Source organism: Tenacibaculum sp. 1B UA (assembly GCF_033978845.1).
Classification (GTDB): domain Bacteria; phylum Bacteroidota; class Bacteroidia; order Flavobacteriales; family Flavobacteriaceae; genus Polaribacter.
Window position 1 is genome coordinate 506818 of the sequence record NZ_JAKVUA010000001.1, and the last position, 19483, is coordinate 526300.

The window sequence follows — 19483 nt, forward strand, 5'->3', positions numbered from 1 at the left end:
ATGTAATACTAACGAACAAATTTCAACATTTATTTGTAAATAGAAAGTGAATAAAATTATAATTTTTCTTTTGGTAATTTTGCGGCGGTAAAACCATGTATTTTGAATAAGAAACAGCAATACTCAAATTTTATAAAAACACAAGCAAAACGTTTGGGTTTTCTAGGTTGTGGTATTGCAAAAACTGACTTTTTAGAAGAAGAAGCACCTCGTTTAGAGCAATGGTTACAAAATGAGTATCATGGTGAAATGCACTACATGGAAAACCACTTTGACAAACGTTTAGACCCAAGATTGTTGGTTGATGGCGCAAAATCGGTAATTTCTTTGTCGTACAACTATTTTCCTTCAGAAGTTCAGCAAGAAGGAAGTTATAAGATTTCTAAATATGCTTACGGTCAAGACTATCATCATATCATTAAAGGTAAACTGCGTGAATTGTTACAGTTAATAAATGATGAAATAGGAGAAGTTTCTGGTCGTTGTTTTGTTGATTCTGCTCCTGTGTTAGAACGAGCTTGGGCGAAAAAGTCAGGATTGGGTTGGAGTGGAAAACATTCGTTGTTAATTCAAAAGCAACAAGGGTCGTTTTTCTTTTTGGCAGAATTAATTATTGATTTAGAACTTGAATATGACGAACCTTTTAAAACAGATCATTGCGGTAGTTGTACTCGCTGTATTGATGCTTGCCCAACACAAGCTATTTTACCTAACAATACAGTTGATGGAAGCAAATGTATTTCGTATTTAACTATTGAATTAAAAGATGCAATTCCATCAGGGTTTAAAGGAGAAATGCAAGACTGGATGTTTGGTTGCGATGTATGCCAAGATGTATGTCCTTGGAATCGTTTTTCACAACCACACGAAGAAAATTTGTTTACACCGCAAGAAAGTTTATTGCAAATGACAAAACGTGATTGGCAAGAGTTGACACAAGAAACCTTTAGTAAGGTGTTTAAAAAATCAGCCGTAAAACGAACAAAATTTTCAGGTTTGTTAAGAAATATTGATTTTCTAAAATAGAAAAACCGCTTTTAAAGCGGTTTTTCTCATATCCTATAAATTATTTAGGATTTGTTTCTCCAAAGAAAAACCAATTAAGTCCTTTTTTAATCATTCCACTTTCTTTTACTACAGCCTTTTTGTTTGCTTCTTTTAAGTTAGCAGTTTCTCCTTCAAATAGGTTTACAACAAATTCGTCATATGAGGCGTTAACTTCTTCTTGTAAGAAAGAATTGAAATATAACTCACTTGCTTTTTCACCTTTAACTTTTTCAATTTCTAATAGCGTTTTGTATAAAGGTTCTATTTTTTTTACAACATTTTCAGGTAAAGACTTTCTTCTTCCAGTATATCCAGTGATTTTTCCACTATCATCTTTTTCTACATCAAAATCAGTAATAACCCAGTAGTATCTACCTGTTCTTGTTAAGTTCTTAACAATAGCATGAAAATTATTTCCTTGTTTTAGGTTGTCCCATAATACTTTGAAGACTACTTTAGGCATATCGGGATGCCTAATAACATTGTGAGGTTCTCCAATAAGCTCTATCTTATTATATTCCGAAGCTTCTTCGAAAGTATCGTTCATATATAAAATAGTTCCTACGGGGTCTGTTTTGCTAATAATTGTTTTTGATTTGTCCCATTTTACTTCTTCATCTATAACTTTAGAAGGTTTAAGAGAATTGTTTGTGTGCATTTTTTTTGTTTTAATAGTTATTCGGGGTGGTTTATTCAAAAAAATAATCAACAAATATAAGGTTTTTGATGTGGGAGAGTGTTTTGAATTGATTTTTAGTTAAGTTAAAAGTTGTTAAAAACAGGCAATTTTTATTTAATCTAAAATAGTAATTTTTAAATCACTGTATTGTATTAGTTTTTTTAGTGAAGTAATAGGATAGTGTTATATATTCAGAATAAGAGTATATAGAGGAGGTTAATATTAAAAGAAAAAGAGTCAAAACATATGTTTTGACTCTTTTGAAGAAAATTTAATTTAAGAGGATTATTAAGGGGATAATTTACTTAGGGTTAGTTTCTCCGAAGAAAAACCAGTTCAACCCTTTCTTTAAAGGGTTTGCTTCGTTCTTAACTTTTTCAGCCTCTTCTTTAGAAAGTTCTTCGTTAAACAAGTCAACGACAAACTCATTATATGTTTTACCAACTTCTTCTTTTAAGTAAGCTTGAAAATACATTTCACTAGCTTTTTCACCTTTTAGTTTTTCAATATCTAAAAGTGTTTTGTATATAGGTTTAATTTTCTTAACAACACCATCAGGAACTGCTTTCCTTCTGGCTGTGTATCCGACAATTTTATCTTCTTCATCTCTATCAATAGTAAAATCGGTAATAACCCAGTAATATCTACCCGTTCTTGTTAGGTTTTTAACAATAGCGTGGAAGTTTTCGCCTTTTTTAAGAGCATCCCATAGTACTTTAAAAGCTACCTTAGGCATGTCTGGATGACGAATAATATTATGAGGTTCACCAACTAATTCAATAGTGCTATATTCACAGGTGTTAGAAAAAACATCGTTAGCATATAAAATAGTTCCGTAAATATCGGTTTTACTCACAATGGTTTTTGTTTTGTCCCATTGTACTTCTTCGTCAATAATGTGTCTTTGTGTAGTTTCCATTTTTTTATTTTGGTTTAAGGTTATGGCAAAATTCAGGAAATTTTTAAAGATGAAATATGACTTTTATCAGGTTACAAATTCTTTTTACTTCATAACAAAATGTATATTTGTAAGTTCAAACAAACAAGAACGAACCTATGAGAGATTCTAGAAAAAGGCATGAAGCACTACTTTATCATGCTAAGCCGAAGCCCGGAAAAATAGCAGTAGTACCTACCAAAAAATATGCAACTCAACATGATTTGTCGTTAGCATATTCACCAGGAGTAGCTGAGCCTTGTTTAGAGATAGCTAAAGATAAAAACAATGTTTATAAATACACTTCAAAAAGCAATTTAGTAGCCGTTATATCAAATGGAACAGCAGTTTTAGGGCTAGGAGATATTGGTCCTGAGGCATCTAAGCCAGTAATGGAAGGAAAAGGGTTGCTGTTTAAAATTTTTGCTGATATTGATGTTTTTGACATTGAGGTAGATGTAACAGACGTAGATAAATTTGTTGAAACTGTTAAGGCAATTGCTCCAACTTTTGGAGGAATTAACTTAGAAGATATTAAAGCTCCTGAAGCTTTTGAAATAGAAAGACGATTAAAAGAGGAGTTAGACATTCCTGTAATGCACGATGATCAGCATGGTACAGCAATTATTTCTGCAGCAGCCTTAAAAAACGCATTAGAAATTAATGAAAAGAACATTAAGGATGTAAAAATTGTTGTTAACGGAGCAGGAGCAGCAGCAATTTCATGTACACGTTTATATTTAGCTTTAGGAGCTAAACGTGAAAACGTAGTTATGTGTGATAGTAAAGGAGTTATCAGAAAAGATAGAGACAACTTAACTTCACAGAAAGCGGAGTTTGCTACAGATAAAGATGTGAATACTTTAGAAGAAGCGATGTTAAATGCTGATGTGTTTATTGGTTTGTCAAAAGGAAATGTAGTGTCTCCTGAGATGTTGCTAGCAATGGCGAAAAATCCTATTGTTTTTGCAATGGCAAATCCAGAACCAGAGATAGAATACGATTTAGCAATTGCTACAAGAGATGATATTATCATGGCTACAGGAAGATCAGACCATCCTAATCAGGTGAATAATGTGTTAGGGTTTCCTTTTATTTTTCGTGGGGCATTAGATGTTCGTGCAAAGAAGATTAACGAAGAAATGAAGATGGCAGCTGTACATGCTTTGGCAGATTTAGCAAAGCAATCAGTGCCTGAACAAGTAAATATTGTATATGATGAAGTAAGTCTTTCTTTTGGGAAAGAATACATAATTCCTAAACCGTTTGATCCTAGGTTGATTTATGAAATTCCACCAGCAATTGCGAAGGCAGCGATGGACTCAGGAGTAGCTCAAGAACCAATTGATGATTGGGATAAGTATCGTGAAGAGTTAATGGATCGTTCAGGGACAGGAAGTAAAGAAGTACGATTATTACATAACCGAGCTAAGAAGAACCCCAAAAGATTAGTGTTTGCTGAAGCAGATCATTTAGATGTGTTGAAAGCAGCACAAAGAGTGTATGAAGAAAGAATTGGTAAGCCAATTTTATTAGGGAGACGAGAAGTTATATTAGAATTAAAAGAAGAATTAGGTTTTGATGCTGATGTACCAATTATAGACCCAAAAACAGATGAAGAAGAGGAAAGGAGAAATCGTTATGCTGAGGCTTTTTGGAAAACTAGACAGCGTAAAGGAGTAACTTTTTTAGAAGCTCAAAAATGGATGCGTGAACGCAACTACTTTGCTGCGATGATGGTGAATTCTGGTGAAGCAGATGCTTTAATTACTGGGTATTCAAGACCCTATCCATCAGTAGTAAAGCCAATGTTAGAGTTGATTGAAAAAGATCATGGAGTAACAAGGGTGGCGGCAACCAATATGATGTTGACTAAACAAGGACCTATATTCTTAGCAGATACAACAATCAATATCAATCCAACAGCAAAAGATTTAGCTAAAATTACACAGTTAACATCAGTATTGGCTAAAATGTTTGGAATGAAACCTCATGTTGCAATGTTAGGTTTCTCAAACTTTGGATCATCAAAATCAGAAAGCTCAACTAAAATTAGAGAGGCGGTTTCTTACATTCACCGTCATCATCCAAATGTTGTGGTAGACGGTGAGTTACAAGCAGATTTTGCTTTGAACCCTGAATTATTGGCAAAAGAATTCCCTTTTTCTAAATTAAATGGAAAAAGAGCAAACGTATTAATTTTCCCTAATTTAGAGTCGGCTAACATTACCTATAAGTTAATGAAAGCCGTTGATGAAGTAGAAACGATAGGGCCAATTTTACTAGGAATGAGTAAACCAGTACATATTTTGCAATTAGGAGCAAGTGTTGATGAAATGGTAAATATGGCTGCGGTAGCAGTTGTAGACGCTCAAAACAAAGAAAAGAAAGCTAAAAACAAGATTTCTCAATAGCTAAAAGAGAAGTTTTTTTAAAAGATAATTTTGTCTATTTTAGACAAATAGAAAAAATAGCTGGATGATAACACAAATAAGGGGAAAACTTGTGGAAAAAAATCCTACATACGCAGTTGTTGACTGTGGTGGAGTAGGATACTTAATGCATATTTCTTTAAACACATATTCATCATTACCAAACGATGAATATGTGTTGTTGTATACACACTTATCTATTAGAGAAGACGCACATACACTATATGGATTTTCAACGAAAATTGAACGAGAAGTTTTTAGATTGCTAACTTCGGTTTCTGGAGTAGGACCTAGTACTGCACGAACAATGTTGTCTTCAATGACTTCAGAAGAAGTTTCACAAGCAATAGCTTCTGAAAATGTGAAACTAATTCAAACAGTTAAAGGTATTGGAGCTAAAACAGCACAACGAGTTATTGTTGATTTAAAGGATAAAGTTTTAAAAACTTTTGATGTAGATGAAGTTTCTGTGGTTCAGAACAATACAAATAAAGAAGAAGCGTTATCTGCTTTAGAGGTTCTTGGATTTGCGCGGAAGCAAGCAGATAAGGTAATAGGGAATATATTAAAAGAAACACCTGATGCAAGTGTTGAAATACTGATAAAACAGGCGTTAAAAAACTTATAAAAAAGGTTGGAAAAAGCAGTTATGAATAGATTACTTACAGCACTTACTGTTTTGGTAAGTGTTGTTTCGTTTTCGCAAAACACGCAAAAGGATAGCATTAATCCTGTTAAAAAAGATACTGTAACTCCCCTCAAATACAAATTTAAATACAATCAAAACGGAACACTTTACTTAAATAATCCTACTCAAAAAGTAGTTACTTATGATAAGGCATTGAATAAGTTTATGGTTGTCGAAAAAATAGGAGACTATTATGTTGGAACCCCTATTTTTATGACTCCTAAAGAGTACGATGAATACCGTTTAAAAAATGATTTAAAAAATTACTTCAAAGAAAAAGTAGATGCTACTAACCCTAAAAAGAAAGGAAGTGAAGCAGCTCGTAAGAACTTACTACCCAAATACTATGTGAACTCTAAATTTTTCGAATCTGTTTTTGGAGGCAATACTGTTGAGGTAAATCCGACGGGGCAGATAAATATCAAGCTTGGAGGAGTATATCAAAATAATGAAAACCCTCAAATTTCTGTAGAAAACCAAAGTAGTTTTACTTTTGATTTCGATCAACAAATTAGTGCAAGCTTACAAGCAAAAGTAGGTAAGAGATTAAAGGTGACTGCAAATTATGATACCCAATCTACTTTTGATTTTCAAAACATTATTAAGTTAGAATATACTCCAACAGAAGATGATATCATTAGAAATATAGAGGCAGGTAATATTAGTATGCCTATTAAGAATTCATTAATTAATGGTGCACAATCGTTATTTGGGGTAAAAACTGAATTACAATTTGGAAAAACACATATAACAGCAGCTTTTTCACAACAGAATTCACAATCTAAAACGGTAGTTGCCGAAGGAGGAGCAACCATTGAACCTTTTGAATTACGAGCTTCTGATTATGATAATGATCGACATTTTTTCTTATCACAATATTTTAGAGAAAATTACAAGAAAGCTTTAGATAATTATCCGTTAGTTAATAGTCCTATAAATATTACAAGAATTGAAGTATGGGTTACGAATAGGAATCAAAATGTAAGTGATTACCGTAGTATTGTTGCTCTTGCCGATTTAGGAGAATCAGATGATGTAAACGAAGTAAATCCATCAGAAATTACAACAACACCTGGGGCCATATCAGTTAACTCTAATATTATACCATATAATGGGGTGAATAATTTGAGTTCTCTATTAGCAACAAATTCAGGAGGAATTAGAGATGTTGCAACTATTGATGCTGCTATTAATGGTATTGGAGTTCCTGCACGACAAGGGTTTAACTACACCTATTTACAAAATGCTCGTAGGTTACAACCTAATGAGTTTAAGCTACATTCACAGTTAGGTTTTATCTCGTTAAACAGAAGACTGAACGATGGAGAAGTTTTAGCGGTGGCTTTTGAATATACTGTGGTAGGAGCCTCTAATAATGAAACAGTATTTAAAGTAGGAGAATTTTCAAATGATGGAATTGTAGCTCCTGCAAATATTGCAGTTAAGCTATTGCGTAGTGAAATTTTAAATACGACAAGACCTGGAGATGATACAGAAGCATTCCCAACGTGGAGACTGATGATGAAAAACGTGTATGCTTTAGGGGCTTTTCCATTACAGCGTGATGGATTTCGTTTTGAATTATTATATCGTGATGATGAAACAGGAACTTTGCAAAATACCCTCCAAAAAGCACAAACTCCTGGTATAACGGATAAACCGTTATTACGTATTTTAAACTTAGATAAGTTAGATCAAAGTGAATATGCAGTTACGAATGGAGATGGTTTTTTTGATTATGTGGAAGGAATAACGGTTAACTCTGAAAGAGGGTATATTTTATTTCCCGAACCAGAACCGTTTGGTAATGATTTAAAAGATGAACTTACCAACCCAGCAGATCAAAATAAATATGTGTTTGAAGAATTGTACTTAACCACAAAAATTCAAGCTAAAAACGAGTATCAGAACTTAGATAAATTCTTTTTAAAAGGATATTTTAAATCAGAAACGAGTAGAGGTATCTCTTTGGGGGCTTTCAATGTTCCAAGAGGGTCAGTTCGCGTTACAGCTGGAGGAAGACAATTGGTTGAAGGAATAGATTATGTGGTAGATTATCAATTAGGTCGTGTGCAAATTTTAGACCCAGGTTTAGAAGCTTCAGGAATTCCAATTAACGCATCGGTAGAAAATAATACATTCTTTAACCAACAACGAAAAACATTTATAGGAATAGATGTTGAGCACCGTTTTTCTGAAGATTTTATTTTAGGAGGAACTTTTTTAAATGTTAGTGAAAAACCAATTACACCAAAGGTTAATTTAGGAGGAGAGCCTATAGATAATATCATGTTAGGTTTGAACTTAGACTATTCTTCAGAAGTACCCTATTTAACAAAATTAGCAAATAAATTACCTTTTGTTGAAACAGAAGCACCTTCAAATGTTTCGGTTAGAGCAGACATGGCATATTTATTACCAGGTTCTCCAAGTGGAATTAATGTAGATGGTACAGCAACTTCATATTTAGATGATTTTGAAGCATCACAAATACCAATTAATTTAAATTCACCACAACAATGGTTTTTAGCCAGTACACCAGAATCTCAAGGATTTGATGGAGGTACATTTGGTTTAGAGTACAATTACAAAAGAGGAAAATTAGCTTGGTATAATATTGATCAACTATTCTATGGAAGTGGAAATAGACCAGATAATATTGATGAAAATGAATTGTCGAGAGATGAAGTACGTCAAATTCGTTACAATGAGTTGTTTCCAAATACTGACTTGGATATTACACAGCAAAATTTAGTAAGAACTTTAGATTTAGCTTACTATCCAGCTGAAAGAGGTCCGTATAACTATAATGAGAATGCAAACACTGTAACATCAGAAGAACGTTGGGGAGGTATTATGCGATCGTTAACTACAAATAATTTTGAACAAGCGAATGTTGAATACATTCAGTTTTGGTTAATGGATCCGTATGAAAACTATTCAATTACAACAGAAGAAGGTTTACCAGTAGGAGTAAACCCAAATGATCCAACGAATCAAGTAGGGAAATTATTTATAAACTTAGGTAATGTTTCCGAAGATATTTTAAAAGACGGAAGAAAACAGTATGAAAATGGACTTCCTGCTGATGGGCAAAAAGCAGATGGAGGAAATGTTCAAACGTCTATTTGGGGAGATACACCTATAAATCCTTCTATTTTATATGCTTTCGATTCTAGTAATGATGCAAGAACGAATCAAGATATTGGTTTAGATGGTTTAAGCGATGAAGAAGAAAGAATAAAATTCCCTGCATTTGCAGGGTTAGATGATCCAGCAGGAGATAACTTCCAATTTTTTAGAGGAGGAGCTATAGAGAGTACCAATCCATCAGTTTTATCTAGATATAAAAACTTTAACGGTACAGAAGGAAACTCGCCAACTGCCAGTCAATCTGGAGAGTCGTACCCAACATCATCTACTACATATCCAGATACGGAAGATATCAATAAGGATCAAACAATGAATCCTGTGAATAGTTATTTTGAATACGAGGTTTCATTAAACAAAACAGATTTAATAGTAGGGCAAAATCATATTATTGATGAAAAAACACAAAATGTAACTTTGTTAAATGGAGCGACAAGAACTACCAAGTGGTATCAATTTAGAATTCCTGTAAGAAACGTTACTGATGCTCAAAAAATTAATGGAATTACCGATTTCAATAGCATCCGTTTTATACGAATGTTTTTAACACAATTCAAAATGCCAGTAGTACTACGTTTTGGAGAGTTAGAATTAGTAAGAGGAGACTGGAGACGTTATACAAAAACATTACCAGATACAAGCATTCCTCCTGAAGATTTGGATGCAGACGAATTAAACAAATTTGAAGTAGGAGTAGTAAGCATTGAGCAAAATCAAGATCGTTATAAGTTACCACCAGGAATTCAAAGAGAACGTTTACAAGGAACAAATAGAGTTCAACGTCAAAATGAACAATCAGTTACCTTAAAAGTAACAGATTTAGAAGCAGATGAGGTTAGAACTATTTATAAAAATATTAGTATTGATATGCGTAGGTATAAAAAGCTACGTATGTTTTTACATGCTGAAAATCAAAATAGCGTAACAGGAGCTAATGATGATGATATGGTTGCTATTATACGTTTAGGTACCGATTTAAATGATAACTATTATCAAGTAGAAAAACCATTAAAAATATCTACATCAAATGCATCATCTCTAGATGTTTGGCCTAAAGAAAATAATTTAGATATTCCTTTAGAAGAATTAGCTAACTTAAAAATTGAAAGACCAACAGGTAGTAACCTTACTGATGTATATTCGTCAACAAGTTCTAATGGGTTAAAAATTTCTGTGAGAGGTAATCCAACATTAGCACAAGTAAGAACGGTAATGCTAGGAGTAAAAAATACTGTTGCCGATGATAAAACTGTTGAGGTTTGGTTTAACGAATTACGTGCTGTTGATTTTGATAATAAAGGAGGATGGGCAGCTGTGGTAAATGCTGATGCTAATATGGCTGATGTAATGGATGTCTCTTTAGCGGGAAGAATGTCTACCATAGGTTTTGGTAATGTAGAAGATCGTGTACAACAAAGAAGTATTGAAGAAATAAAACAATACAGTGTAGCTACTAACATTCAATTAGGTAAAATGATGCCTAAAAAATGGAACATGCAAGTACCGATGAATTATAGCTATGGAGAAGAGTTTAGAGATCCAAAATACGATCCACAATTTCAAGATGTAGAATTAGAAGATGCTATTGATAAAAACCCTAATAGTAAAAATGCTCAAGACTATACACGAAGAAAGAGTATTAGTTTTATCAATGTAAAAAAGAATAGAAACCCGGAGAGTAAGAAGAAACCTAAGTTTTATGATGTAGAAAACTTCTCTGCTTCGTATGCACATAGTGAAGAGTTTCATAAAGATTACAATATTGAAAGATATGTGAATACAAATGTAATGGCTGGGGCTAGTTATAATTTTACTTTCGTTCCTTTTAGTATAGAACCATTTAAAAAATCGGAAGGATTTAAAAGTAGATACTTACAATTTATTAAAGACTTAAATTTTAACCCAGTACCAAAAACAATAGCATTAAACTCACGAATTAATAGAAATTATAATAGTCAACAATCAAGGAACTTAATTATTGACCCTATAAACCCTTTACCTGCACAACCTGAATTAATCCAACGAAGGTTTTTATTTAATTGGGATTATACAATTGGTTTCGATTTAACAAAATCACTACAACTAAATTTCAATGCTGCTAACAATTATATTTATGATAGTTTTGGAGAAGATGAGAACTTAGAAGTGTACGATCAGTTTTTTGATATAGGAAGGCCAGATAATTATCATCAGAAGTTAAACGCTACCTATAAGTTACCATTAGATAAGTTTCCTTTTTTGAACTTTATAAATGCAGATTATGGGTATACAGCTGATTTTGATTGGAAAGCAGGATCACAAAGTTATGTTGAACAAGTTGGAAACATGATTCAAAATGCCAATACACATAATTTAAACACGAATATAGATTTTGGCCGCTTTTATAAAATTGTAGGAGTAGATAAACTATTGTTAAAGGGAACAAAAAAACAACCTACTCAAAGGGGAGCAGCCACCTTAGGAGGAAACCAAGTAGCACAAAAAGCAAAGCTTAAAAAGAAAGCTACTTTTAGTCAGAAATTAGGGAAAGGTGTTTATGATGTATTAACATCGGTAAAGAGAGCAAAAATTAGTTATTCTCAAAATAACGGAACCTTATTGCAAGGTTATAAACCTTCGGTTGGTTTCTTAGGAAGAAATAGTTTTGATGGAGGTTTAGCTCCAACCTTAGGGTTTGTATTTGGTAGTCAAACAGATATTTTAAACACAGCAATTGAAAATGGCTGGTTAATTACTAGAAATTCAGGAGATGAATATTATAGTAAGAATTATGCTAAAACAAGGTATAAAAAACTAGATTATAACGTATCTGTAAAACCCTTTAGAGATTTAACTATTGATTTACGAGGAAACAGAATTCAAACAAGCAATTTAACACAACAGTTAGATGTTGTTTCAAATGGTAGCGGAGGTTTTGAACAAGACCCAAATATTAAACCTTTTGAAACAGGTAATTATAGCATTAGCCATTTTATGTTAGGAACTATTTTTACTGATAATGAAACATTGTATCAAAACTTCTTAGATTATAGAAGTACTATTTCAAATAGGTTGTCGGCAGAAACAGGATTGCCTAATTCTGGTACAGCAGCATATCAAACAAACGGACAGCAAGCAATGTTGCCAGCATTTATTGCTGCATATTCAGGAAATAGTCCGAATTCGGTAAGTACAGGAATCTTTAAAAATATTCCAATTCCTAACTGGACGTTACGTTATAATGGGTTTATGAAGTATAAGTGGTTTAAGAAAAACTTTTCTTCGTTTACCTTATCACATGGTTACAAATCATCGTATACAATAGGTAACTATAGTAATAACTTGCAGTATGATTCAAATAATAGAGAAACAAATACAAATACTTCTGGTAATTATCAGCCAGAACTCTTAATTTCGTCGGCAACTTTAATTGATGAGTTTTCACCATTAATAAAAGTAGATTTTAGAATGAAAAATTCAGTTTCATTCAAAGGAGAGGTAAGAAGAGACAGATCGTTAACATTAAATTTTAACAACAATACTTTAACAGATATAAAAGGAACAGAATATGTTTTAGGATTTGGATATAAGATTAGAGATGTTAAATTTGTCACCAGATTTACAGGAAAGAAAGAAACCTTAAAAGGAGATATAAATTTAAGAGCTGATATTTCGTTAAGAGACAATTTAACGTTGATAAGAAGTGTAGATGAAGAGAATAGTCAGATTACAGGAGGCGAGACGTTATTTGGATTAAAATTTATTGCCGACTATAATTTAAGTAGCAATTTAACAGCATCCTTTTATTATAATCACCAAACATTTGAATATGCAGTTTCTACAACTTTCCCAAGACAATCTATTAATGCAGGAATTAATTTAGTATATAACTTAGGAAATTAAAACAAACACAATAAAAATAATTACAATGAACATTCCATCAGAATTAAAGTACACCAAAGACCACGAGTGGGTTAAAGTAGAAAATGGTGTAGCAACTATTGGTATTACTGATTTTGCACAAGGAGAGTTAGGAGATATCGTATATGTTGATGTAGATACATTAGATGAGGAATTAGACGCTGAAGAAGTTTTCGGTTCAGTAGAAGCAGTAAAAACAGTTTCAGATCTTTTTATGCCCTTATCAGGAGAAGTAGTAGAATTTAACGAAGCATTAGAAGACGAACCAGAATTGGTAAATTCAGATCCTTATGGAAATGGATGGATGATAAAGGTAAAGTTATCAGACGATTCACAAGTAGCAAACTTATTAAGTGCTGAAGCATATAAAGAACTTATTAAAGCATAAACTAATAATTATAATAGCAATACTAATAACCATAAGTATTGCTATTATTAGTTTAATCAAACTAGGAAAAGCACCTATACAAATTAACCATTTAGATAAATTAGAACATGCTTTCGCTTATTTTGTGTTAAGTTTGGTATGGTTATTAGCTTTAAGAACAACAAAAATTAATAAATATATTATAGTTTTTTGTTGTTTTTTTTACGGCATAATTATTGAGACTCTACAAGTTACAACTACGTCATATAGATCAGGAGAGATTTTAGATATATTAGCAAACACGACGGGTATTTTAATAGCTTTCATTGTTTATAACTCTTTTTTTAAGAAAAATAAAGCTATTTAAAGATTAAGCTTGTAAAAGTTGAAATAAATTAATTAAATTAGCGAACTATTAAAAACATTTAGGATGGAAATCAAGAAAAATCCAAAATCAAACTTAGAGAACTATAGTAAACTATTTATGCAAATAGGTTTGGTTTTAGCTTTATTTGTAACGTATGTTGCTATTGAAAATAAAACATATGATAAAGAGTATGGAGAGTTAGGTATGGCTAATATGGCTTCTGAAATTGAAGAAGAAACTATTGAGCTTCAAATTGAGCCACCAAAGCCAAAACCAAATACACCTCCACCACCAGCTCCTGAAAAAATTGAAGTAGTAGAAGACGAGGAAGAAATAGAAGAAACAGTTATAGAATCTACTGAAACAGATGAATCTGAAGAAATCATAGTTGAAGACATTCAAGAGGTTGAAGAGGTTGAAGAAGTAGTAGAAGATGTACCTTTCGCTATTATTGAAGAAGTTCCTGTATTTCCAGGCTGTAGTGGAACTAAGGCTCAAAAGAAGGCATGTTTAAATAAAAAATTACAAAGACATATTCAACGTAACTTTAATGCTGAACTAGCAAATGAGTTAGGTTTATCTCCAGGAAAGAAAAGAATCTATGTTCAATTTAAAATTGACAAAGATGGTTCTATTACAAATGTAGCGGCTAGAGCTCCGCATCCAAGATTAAAGAAGGAAGCAGAAAGAGTTGCTAGAAAGATACCTAAAATGAAACCTGGTAGACAAAGAGGTAGAGCAGTAAGAGTAGGTTATACATTACCAATTACATTTAATGTAGAATAGTAACAACCACTTAATAAAATAAAAAAAGAGCAATCCAATTCGGATTGCTCTTTTTTATTGGCACGCTTCTTGTTTTTAACAAAGCATTAACATAAAAATATAGTACTATGAAAGCACCTAAGAAACATGCTAAAAAGCAATTAGAAAAATTCTCAACTATTTTTACTCAATTAGGCTTAGTGTTAACGCTGTTTGTAGTTTTTCTTGTTTTAGAACACGAAACAGCGAAAGACGCAGCAATAGTTGAACCTACTAATGCACAGGTTTATGAGAAAGTTTACACTTTTAATACCCCTATTATTATAAAAAAAGAAGTAAAAGAAATTGAAAAACCAAAGAAAAAGCAAGTAATTAAGGAGGTGTTTAAACCTGAAGTGATAGATAATGATACGGAAGTTACTACTGTAATAGACTTGCCTATAGAAGAAACGCCAATTGATGTTGATCAAATCCCTGAGTCAGAAGAAATAGAAACTATAAAAGATAGTGACGACCCGGTATCAATTAATAACGTACAAAACACTCCTGTTTTTAAAGGTTGTGAAGGATTATCAGAAGAAGAAAATATAAAATGCTTTGAAAGAAAAATACAACAACACATACAACGTAATTTTAACTTAGAACTAGCACAAGAAGTAGGGTTAAGCTCAGGAAAGTATAAAATAATAACTCAGTTTATAATTGATAAAAAAGGAGACGTAGTTGATGTTAAAATTAGAGCTCCACATTTTAAACTAAAAAATGAAACTGATAGGGTTGTAAACAAAATACCAAAGTTTACTCCAGGAAAACAGAATAATAAAGAAGTAAAAGTAAAATACACGTTACCAATTACTTTTAAAGTAGAGTAAAAAGTAAAAACTCAACCAACTGGTTGAGTTTTTTTACTTTTGTTACATATGGATACAAATAAAACGTTTTTTGCGCACGAACCAGCAGTTATTGATGACGGTTGTAAAATTGTAAAAGGAATCAAAATATGGCACTTTAGTCATATTATGTCAAATTGTACTATTGGAGATGGTTGTAATATTGGGCAAAACGTCGTGGTATCATCTCAAGTTGTTTTAGGAAATAATGTAAAGGTTCAAAACAACGTTTCTATATATACGGGTGTTATATGTGAAGATGATGTGTTTTTAGGACCTTCAATGGTTTTTACTAATGTAATTAATCCTCGTAGTGCAATTAAAAGACAAAATGAATACTTAAGTACTGTTGTGAAAAAAGGAGCAAGTATTGGGGCTAATGCAACAATTATATGCAGTAATAATATTAGAGAATATGCTTTTATAGGAGCAGGAGCTGTAGTAACCATAGAGGTACAACCTTGTTGGAAATCCATCAAAACAAATAGGTTGGATTAGTGAATACGGACATCGTTTAACCTTTAATAATGAAGGCTTAGCTACTTGTCCAGAAAGAGGCGAAAAATATGTATTGAAAAACAATGAGTTAAGAAAATTTTAAGTTAAAGTTTAAAAAAAGTAAATATTTTTTGAAAAAAATATTTGTGAAAATAAAAATCTTATTTATATTTGAATGGTGGTTTAAAAACCACTTTCTTTTTCTTTTTCATAGCAATTTTTCCCACTCAATTTTGAGTGGGTTTTCTTTTTACAAAAACTTCCCATATAAAGTAACTGTATAGAATAATATACTCTAAAGTAATTAACCAAAGATTTTCTTTCCAAGGAGAATTAGCATACGCCTGATAGCTTAGAATAACGACTAAACTCCACAAAACAGCATAACGATATTGAGCAAAAACAGATAAAATTAAAAGCGTTGCTATATACCAAGGATGCATTGTTGTTGTTAAAAAGTAGTAGAATGATAAAGTAAATAACATACTTGCAGTTAGCTGTTTTGCAGACTTGTTTTTTTTAAAAAAAGTAAGAATTAATAAAAAACAAACGGTAAGAATAGGAATTGTCTTACCAATAATAGCAATCTCATTATAGCCTCTAAATAGATAACCAATTTTTCTAGCTAAATAGTAAAAACTAGCATTAAACTCAAAGTTTCTAAACCATAAACCAACAGAGTTAGTGTAGTTTGAAATTAATTCTGGAGAGTAAAAAGGAAGAAAAAGTAGAACAATTGTAAGAACCACAGTTCCATAAAAGAATGCTAATTTTTTGAATCCTCTAAGGAGTGAAAAATCATTCTTTACAAACCATTGAAAAAATAAAGGTAAAAAGAGTAAAGGAATCAGTTTTACAGAAACAGAACAAGCCAGTAGTATAGCTGCTAAAAACCATTTCTGTTTATGTAGTGTATAAATACTCCAAACCAGAAAGAATAACATAACAGGTTCAAAATGTAAATTTCCAGTCAATTCAATTATTACAAATGGATTTAAAATATATAAAAAGATATTTTTAATAGGTAATTGTAATCTTTCTAAGAGCTTCTTTCCGAAATATAAAATACCGATGTCAGCTAAGATAATTAGTACTCGCATTACAATTACACTTCCAATAATACTGTTTTTTGCAAAGATAGTAGCTATTAAAAAGCATAACTGATTAATTGGAGGGTAGTTGGTGTAATGACTTCCGTTTAAGGCTCCCATTCCTTGATACAGCTCAGTAGCTTGGTTTATAGGATAACTGTGTTGCTCAATAAATGTTTGAGGCAATGATAAATAAGGGTTTAATCCTTCTGAAATCATACGTCCATCCCAAATAAACCGATAAAAATCTTGTGATAAATTCGGAATAGCAAAAAAGAAAATCAATCGAAATAAAATAGCAATCCCAGCTAAATAGGTAAACGATAATTCTTTATTCCGTAAAAGAGCAAAATAACAAGTAAATAGGCTAATCCAGAGAAAAAGTAACTTGTTAAATTCGGTGCGTTCAATTGTATAAGCAAATAGAAAATAGAGCACTACACTAACTAAGGTTAGTATAATTGAGCTATATTTTTTTAAAAAAAACATTTAAGCTTTTGAGAAAATCGATTTAAAAAACACGTATCCAAAACCAACAAATAACATTAGGTGAAAAGGAAATAAACCAAAATCTCCTCCTTGATCTCCAACAATAAAAGCACTATACATTCCAAAAGCAAAATAAAGCGCTAACAATCCTTCTATAATTACATGTAAAGAAGGTCTTTTACGAATGTATTTATTGTTCTTCCAACTATCTTTTAATGACTTAATATTGAATTTAGGAGTTCTTACAAATTCACTTTTTTTACCTAAATGACCTTCTAAAACAGCAATTGTATTGTGTAAAGAAAAGCCCATAGCAATAGAGAAAAAAGCGAAAAAGGCACCAATATATTTGATGAAGTTCCAGAAACCTCCTCCATAAGTCCTTTTATACATAAACCAGTAGCAGATAAAGAAAATAAAGGTACTTACAATAAAAAAACTCATGACTAAAAAGTAAATTTTTAAATGAGCATATTCATTTTTAATATACAACATAGGTATACTTAAAACAGCGACTAAAAAGATACAAGTAAACATTGAACTATTTAGTAAATGTAGCGTTCCATGAAGTTTTGTTTTAAAGGGAATAGTAGGACTTGTAATAATTCTCTTCAACATTTTTTGAAAATTCTCTGCACCTCCTTTGTTCCATCTAAATTGTTGTGAACGAGCAGCGCTAATAACTACTGGTAATTCAGCAGGAGTAACAACATTTTCTAAATATTTGAATTTCCAATTCTTTAATTGTGCACGGTAGCTTAAATCTAAGTCTTCTGTTAAAGTATCTCCCTCCCAGTTTCCAGCATCGTAAATACATTCTTTGCGCCATATACCAGCAGTACCATTAAAGTTTATAAAATGTCCTTGACTATTTCTACCTACTTGTTCTAACGTAAAATGAGCATCTAAAGCAAACGCTTGAATTTTTGTTAAAGTTGAATAATTTCTATTAATATGCCCCCAACGAGTTTGAACTACGCCTATTTCAGGATTTTTAAAATACGGAACAGTCTCAAGTAACCAGTTCTCCTTAGGTAAAAAGTCAGCATCAAAAATAGCAATAAACTCACCTTTGGCAGTTTTAAGTCCTTCCTTTAATGCGCCAGCCTTAAATCCTTGACGGTTTTCACGTCTAATATGTTGAATGTCTAAGCCTGTTTTTTGAAGCTCTTTAATTTGTTTAGCTGTGCTCTCAACTGATTCATCGGTAGAATCATCTAATACTTGAATTTCTAACTTTTCGCGTGGATATTCTAATTGAGCAATATTGTGTAATAAACGCTCCATTACATATAGCTCATTATAAACAGGAAGCTGTATGGTTACATACGGAACTTTGTTAATGTCAGATAAATCTAATTTGGGTGTGCTTTCCTTTTTTTTCTGAGCTTTTAAGTAATTTATAAGCAGGTTTAACTGTGCTATAGCGTATAGCAATATAAGTACTAATGATATGGTGTATAGCGTAATTATTATGTATTCTAAAACCATTATTTAAAACTATATTTAAAGATCCAACCTAAAATTTTTACGCCGGCTAATATACTACCTTTTACAGTTCCTGAAACTTTTGAAACTCCAATTCTATTTCTGTATTTCATAGGGATTTCTGTATACGTTAATTTTTGTTTTAAAGCTTTTAGTTGCATTTCTACTGTCCAACCATACGTTTTATCTTCCATGTTTAAAGCAAGTAATTTATCATACTTAATAGCTCTAAAAGGACCTAAGTCGGTAAAAGTTGCTCCAAAAAATAATTTCATTAAAAAGGTTGCTAGCCAATTACCAAAAACTTGTTGAGGAGTCATAGACCCCTTTTCACGTAGTTGCTGCACACGAGCACCAATTACAAAATCAATGTTATCTTTTATTATTGGAGCAACAAGCTCAGTAAGTTGTTCAGGGTAATCAGAATAATCTCCGTCTAAAAAAACAACGATATCCGGTTTTTCGTTTTTTATAGAAATGTATTCCATCCCTTTCAAACAAGCATATCCGTAGCCTTTTCTATTTTCAGAAAGTACTATTGCTCCTGCGTTTCTAGCATTGATTTCTGTATTATCTGTTGAATTATTACTAATAACAATTACCTCGTCTACAATGGAAGGAATGTCATTAATTACATGGACAATAGAATCTTGCTCATTATATGCAGGAATAATAACTTTTATAAGTGGATTCAT

The 19483-nt window shown here is 31.9% G+C and carries 13 protein-coding genes and 1 pseudogene; 9 read left to right on the plus strand and 5 right to left on the minus strand.

What is annotated here, in order from left to right:
• Window positions 1–102: 102 nt before the first annotated feature.
• Window positions 103–1026 carry a tRNA epoxyqueuosine(34) reductase QueG gene (gene queG, locus MK851_RS02440; RefSeq protein WP_320241100.1) on the plus strand — a complete coding sequence of 308 codons (924 nt, stop codon included), beginning with the start codon at window positions 103–105 and terminating at the stop codon, window positions 1024–1026.
• Window positions 1027–1066: 40 nt separating this feature from the next.
• Here queG and MK851_RS02445 read toward each other — a convergent pair whose 3' ends face one another.
• Both MK851_RS02445 and MK851_RS02450 read right to left on the minus strand, forming a co-directional pair.
• Window positions 1067–1705 (minus strand): PAS domain-containing protein, encoded by a 639-nt coding sequence (locus MK851_RS02445; RefSeq protein WP_303505280.1) that lies wholly within the window; start codon window positions 1703–1705, stop codon window positions 1067–1069.
• Between the two features lie 322 nt (window positions 1706–2027).
• Window positions 2028–2645 (minus strand): PAS domain-containing protein, encoded by a 618-nt coding sequence (locus MK851_RS02450; protein ID WP_303505282.1) that lies wholly within the window; start codon window positions 2643–2645, stop codon window positions 2028–2030.
• 137 nt (window positions 2646–2782) lie between these two features.
• Between MK851_RS02450 and MK851_RS02455 the strand changes: the two genes are divergently transcribed.
• The 8 genes and pseudogenes from MK851_RS02455 (at window position 2783) to MK851_RS02490 (ending at window position 15823) form a co-directional block, all read left to right on the plus strand.
• Entirely contained in the window at window positions 2783–5077 is a 2295-nt protein-coding gene (locus MK851_RS02455) for an NADP-dependent malic enzyme (RefSeq protein ID WP_303505284.1), read from the plus strand.
• 64 nt (window positions 5078–5141) lie between these two features.
• Window positions 5142–5723, plus strand: a complete 582-nt coding sequence (ruvA, locus tag MK851_RS02460) for a Holliday junction branch migration protein RuvA (RefSeq protein ID WP_115899789.1) — start codon at window positions 5142–5144, stop codon at window positions 5721–5723.
• Between the two features lie 21 nt (window positions 5724–5744).
• Complete coding sequence (gene sprA / locus MK851_RS02465) at window positions 5745–12815, plus strand: cell surface protein SprA (protein WP_320241104.1); 7071 nt, start codon at window positions 5745–5747, stop codon at window positions 12813–12815.
• 25 nt (window positions 12816–12840) lie between these two features.
• Entirely contained in the window at window positions 12841–13221 is a 381-nt protein-coding gene (gcvH, locus tag MK851_RS02470; protein WP_303505293.1) for a glycine cleavage system protein GcvH, read from the plus strand.
• Entirely contained in the window at window positions 13187–13567 is a 381-nt protein-coding gene (locus tag MK851_RS02475) for a VanZ family protein (RefSeq protein WP_303505296.1), read from the plus strand. The genes gcvH and MK851_RS02475 overlap by 35 nt, the downstream gene beginning before the upstream one ends.
• A 63-nt stretch (window positions 13568–13630) precedes the next feature.
• Window positions 13631–14353, plus strand: coding sequence for an energy transducer TonB (locus MK851_RS02480; RefSeq protein WP_320241108.1), 723 nt, complete (start codon window positions 13631–13633; stop codon window positions 14351–14353).
• 107 nt (window positions 14354–14460) lie between these two features.
• The gene (locus MK851_RS02485; protein ID WP_303505300.1) at window positions 14461–15204 is read left to right on the plus strand and encodes an energy transducer TonB; all 744 of its coding nucleotides are present in this window, start codon (window positions 14461–14463) and stop codon (window positions 15202–15204) included.
• A gap of 48 nt (window positions 15205–15252) precedes the next feature.
• Window positions 15253–15823, plus strand: a pseudogene (locus MK851_RS02490) (N-acetyltransferase).
• Between the two features lie 124 nt (window positions 15824–15947).
• Here the strand turns inward: MK851_RS02490 and MK851_RS02495 are convergent.
• From MK851_RS02495 to MK851_RS02505, 3 genes are read right to left on the minus strand one after another with little or no spacing between them, the layout of a single operon-like run.
• On the minus strand, window positions 15948–17300 hold the full coding sequence (locus MK851_RS02495; RefSeq protein WP_320241112.1) for a mannosyltransferase: 1353 nt from the start codon (window positions 17298–17300) through the stop codon (window positions 15948–15950).
• Complete coding sequence (locus tag MK851_RS02500) at window positions 17301–18791, minus strand: cellulose synthase family protein (protein WP_320241114.1); 1491 nt, start codon at window positions 18789–18791, stop codon at window positions 17301–17303.
• Entirely contained in the window at window positions 18791–19483 is a 693-nt protein-coding gene (locus MK851_RS02505; RefSeq protein WP_320241116.1) for a glycosyltransferase family 2 protein, read from the minus strand. The genes MK851_RS02500 and MK851_RS02505 overlap by 1 nt, the downstream gene beginning before the upstream one ends.

What these genes read in the sequence shown, in the direction of transcription:
- MK851_RS02445 (WP_303505280.1), bottom strand. Translation starts at nt 1,705, where the DNA reads ATGCACACAAACAATTCTCTTAAACCTTCTAAAGTTATAGATGAAGAA.
- MK851_RS02450 (WP_303505282.1), bottom strand. Translation starts at nt 2,645, where the DNA reads ATGGAAACTACACAAAGACACATTATTGACGAAGAAGTACAATGGGAC.
- MK851_RS02455 (WP_303505284.1), top strand. Translation starts at nt 2,783, where the DNA reads ATGAGAGATTCTAGAAAAAGGCATGAAGCACTACTTTATCATGCTAAG.
- ruvA (WP_115899789.1), top strand. Translation starts at nt 5,142, where the DNA reads ATGATAACACAAATAAGGGGAAAACTTGTGGAAAAAAATCCTACATAC.
- sprA (WP_320241104.1), top strand. Translation starts at nt 5,745, where the DNA reads ATGAATAGATTACTTACAGCACTTACTGTTTTGGTAAGTGTTGTTTCG.
- gcvH (WP_303505293.1), top strand. Translation starts at nt 12,841, where the DNA reads ATGAACATTCCATCAGAATTAAAGTACACCAAAGACCACGAGTGGGTT.
- MK851_RS02480 (WP_320241108.1), top strand. Translation starts at nt 13,631, where the DNA reads ATGGAAATCAAGAAAAATCCAAAATCAAACTTAGAGAACTATAGTAAA.
- MK851_RS02485 (WP_303505300.1), top strand. Translation starts at nt 14,461, where the DNA reads ATGAAAGCACCTAAGAAACATGCTAAAAAGCAATTAGAAAAATTCTCA.
- MK851_RS02495 (WP_320241112.1), bottom strand. Translation starts at nt 17,300, where the DNA reads ATGTTTTTTTTAAAAAAATATAGCTCAATTATACTAACCTTAGTTAGT.
- MK851_RS02500 (WP_320241114.1), bottom strand. Translation starts at nt 18,791, where the DNA reads ATGGTTTTAGAATACATAATAATTACGCTATACACCATATCATTAGTA.
- MK851_RS02505 (WP_320241116.1), bottom strand. Translation starts at nt 19,483, where the DNA reads ATGAATCCACTTATAAAAGTTATTATTCCTGCATATAATGAGCAAGAT.